The organism is Candidatus Symbiopectobacterium sp., assembly GCF_020054415.1.
GTDB lineage: Bacteria > Pseudomonadota > Gammaproteobacteria > Enterobacterales > Enterobacteriaceae > Symbiopectobacterium.
Window position 1 is genome coordinate 1 of record NZ_JAHWCO010000498.1, and the last position, 3,088, is coordinate 3,088.

1 protein-coding gene and 3 pseudogenes are annotated in these 3,088 nt (G+C 52.2%); 1 reads left to right on the plus strand and 3 read right to left on the minus strand.

Features of this window, described 5'->3' with window-relative positions; translation table 11 throughout:
* Positions 1-167: 167 nt before the first annotated feature.
* The 3 genes and pseudogenes from QZ506_RS14585 to QZ506_RS14595 form a co-directional block, all read right to left on the minus strand.
* On the minus strand, positions 168-890 hold the full coding sequence (locus QZ506_RS14585) for an RNA polymerase sigma factor FliA (RefSeq protein WP_291972002.1): 723 nt from the start codon (positions 888-890) through the stop codon (positions 168-170).
* A gap of 183 nt (positions 891-1,073) precedes the next feature.
* Positions 1,074-1,868 (minus strand): annotated as a pseudogene (gene istB, locus QZ506_RS14590) (IS21-like element helper ATPase IstB).
* A gap of 53 nt (positions 1,869-1,921) precedes the next feature.
* Positions 1,922-2,158 (minus strand): annotated as a pseudogene (locus QZ506_RS14595) (IS21 family transposase); the annotation flags it as partial.
* Between QZ506_RS14595 and QZ506_RS14600 the strand changes: the two are divergent.
* Positions 2,153-2,858 (plus strand): annotated as a pseudogene (locus QZ506_RS14600) (glycosyl transferase); the annotation flags it as partial. The pseudogenes QZ506_RS14595 and QZ506_RS14600 sit on opposite strands and share 6 nt — an antisense overlap.
* Positions 2,859-3,088 lie beyond the last annotated feature (230 nt).

Consider the following 3,088-nt stretch of genomic DNA (forward strand, 5'->3'; position numbering starts at 1 on the left):
TGTGCTGCGGGCGTACGCCGATGGCCACTTTACTCGATGGAAAACGGATCTGGGCAGAAAAGAATCTGAACCAGATGTAATCTGACAGACACCTGTATAAATAATCGGTAACTGTCAGATCAGGTCTGAGCTAGTACATTTGATGACACTATTCCTGCACGCAGTGGTTACCGTTCCTGCATAAGCTTCGCGCGCAGTCGCTTTACCGCCTGGCTATGCAACTGACTGACACGAGATTCACCAACATCAAGAACGGCCCCAATTTCTTTCAGGTTGAGTTCTTCTTGGTAATAGAGCGTCAAAACCAATTTCTCACGCTCTGGTAAATTCTCGATAGCGTCCATCACGCGATGGCGTAAACTGCCTTCCATCAGCTGGTGGAGCGGATTCGCTTCTTCATTGCCTTCAAGAAGCGCCTCAGCACTGTCGCCGTGTTCTTCACGCCATTCATCGTAAGAGAACAGCTGGCTATTATTGGTATCCAGCAATATCTGACGATAATCTTCCAGCGTGATGTTTAACGACTGCGCCACTTCTTGCTCCGTGGGCGCGCGGCCAAGTTGCTGTTCCGCCTGTCGCATCGCCTGTGCCACTTCCCGCGCATTACGCCGCACAGTGCGCGGCACCCAATCCCGGCTGCGCAACTCATCCAACATCGCACCTCGGATGCGCTGCACGGCGTAGGTGGTAAAGGCGGTTCCCTGCAAAGAGTCGAAGCGTTCAACGGCACTCAGCAGGCCAATGCCTCCTGCTTGCAGCAGATCGTCCAGCTCAACGCTCGCGGGAAGGCGAACCTGTAAACGCAAGGCTTCATGGCGCACTAATGGAACATAGCGCTGCCAGAGGGAATTCTTATCCATTGTGCCTTCGGCGGTATACAGGTCGCTCACAGTGACAAATACCTACGATGATAGTGTTATCGACACTATTATGCGTTTGCGTAGAGTGTCCAATGCTGCGAATAGGGATGTAAATAGGGGGCTATTTGGGGTATGTGACAATATCGACATACTATCTGTCAACGCCAAGATTATTGGCCGTTTTTCGCCATTTTTAATGTCCGCTATTGCTCATCAATGTTGCCCGCTTTCCGCCATTTCATCATAACTTACTGGCGTGGCGTTTTTTGCCAGCATTCCGGCTTTGCGTTTTTCCTTTAACCGGTAGCTTTCTCCTTTGATGTTCAATGTGGTTGAGTGGTGTAGCAGCCGATCCAGGATTGCTGTTGCCAGCACGTTATCGCCGAACATCTCCCCCCAGTCGGCGAACCCTTTATTTGACGTCAGCACGATGCTCGCTTTTTCATACCGACGGTTCAGCAAACGGAAGAACAGACTGTCTTCCTAACGGATCATCGGCAGATAGACTATCTCATCCAGTATCAGTACCCGGGCGTAACCAAGCTGCTGTAGCTGTTTATCCAGCCGGTTTTCCTGCTTTGCCTTCATAAGTGTGGCGATCAGCTTATCCAGTGGCATGAACAGCACCCGGTGACCGGCATCAGCCGCTTTGACCCCCAGTGCTACTGCCTAGTGCGTTTTGCCCACACCTGGCGGCCCCAGCAGGATCACGTTTTCGCTGCGCCCCACGAACGCCAGCCCGGCCAGTTCCCGGACGACCTTACGATCGATACTTGGCTGGAAGCCGAAGTCGAACTGCTCCAGCGTTTTGACCCACGGGAAGCGGGCCTGTTTCAGCCGGGACTCCATAACGCGCTGATGTATCCCGTTCCATTCCTGTTACAGCACCATGCACAGGAACTCGCGGTAGTTCAGCTCTTTTTTGGCCGCCTGCTCCAGCAGGCTTTCGACGTGGTAGCCCAGATGTCTCATTTTCAGATGACCCAGCAGTATCTCCAGTTCATGCATCACAACAGCTCCTCATACGCACTCAGCGGCCGATGTTCCACCTGACTGACCTGCTACCAGAGCGGGGCGTGGTGCTCCGGCACGGTCTGCCAGCCGGATGCAGCCGAACAGAGCCGGTGCGATGCCACCTGCTGCTCATTACAGTAGATCCTCAGTTCATCATCCAGCGAGATCCGTATTGAGACCGGGTGGCCACACAGGCTTTCCGGCACGCTGTAACGGTTCCCACCAACCTCTATATAGCCATCCCAGGAGACATGCAGGATATCGAAGTAACTGGTATCAAAGTCAAAATCGGGTTGGATCGCGCTGACCGGGAACAGTTTGAATACCCCGTGCCTTTTTCTCTAGCTTGCCGCAGCGCCATCGAATTCTTTGGAACGATGGTCCACGGCTCACCGCGTTAAGTGAGGAATTAGCGGCAAAAGCGCTGTCCCCCGAAGAACCTAGCAAAGGACGCAACGTCTGGTTCTGTATCGGCTACGCGCTTGCGTCGCGTCGTACCGCATGTATTGCAGTGCATGATTGTGACATTGTCACTTATAGTCGGAAAATGTTGGCCCGCCTACTCTACCCGGTTGCCAATCCGCAGTTTCACTATGATTTTTGCAAAGGTTACTACGCCCGTGTTGCCAATCAGAAACTCAATGGACGTGTAGGTCGACTCCTGGTTTTTCCACTCCTGAAGTCGCTGCAAAAGGTCTATGGCAATTCTGACTATCTCGATTACATGCGCAGCTTCCGCCACCCCTTGTCCGGCGAATTTGCTATGCGCACCCACGTGCTTAACAACTTGCGTATTCCGCGAGTGACTGGGGGCTAGAAATTGGTGTGTTGTCGGAAATACACCGTGGCACAGCGACCAGTCGCATTTGCCAGGTGGATATCGATAAACATCAACCGATGTCCGAAGATAATCCCGACGCGGGATTGCAGCGTATGGCCATGGACATCACCAAAGCCCTGTACCGTAAGCTAGCGATACAGGGGTAAGCTGGTGTCATCTCTGACATTCCGCCATGAACCCTTTTGGTATCATGACGAGTTTGCACTAATGGAATCAGACGTGAGGACTACCATGATTTGTATTAGTCGCGACTAGATCTGACACTGGACCTTGAAAGGTTGAGAGTTACCGGTTTTGATATGGGTGTCTAATCCTTAAACAAAACGCGAGGTAACTCTCATGCTTCATACTAACAATCCCATTATCAAACACA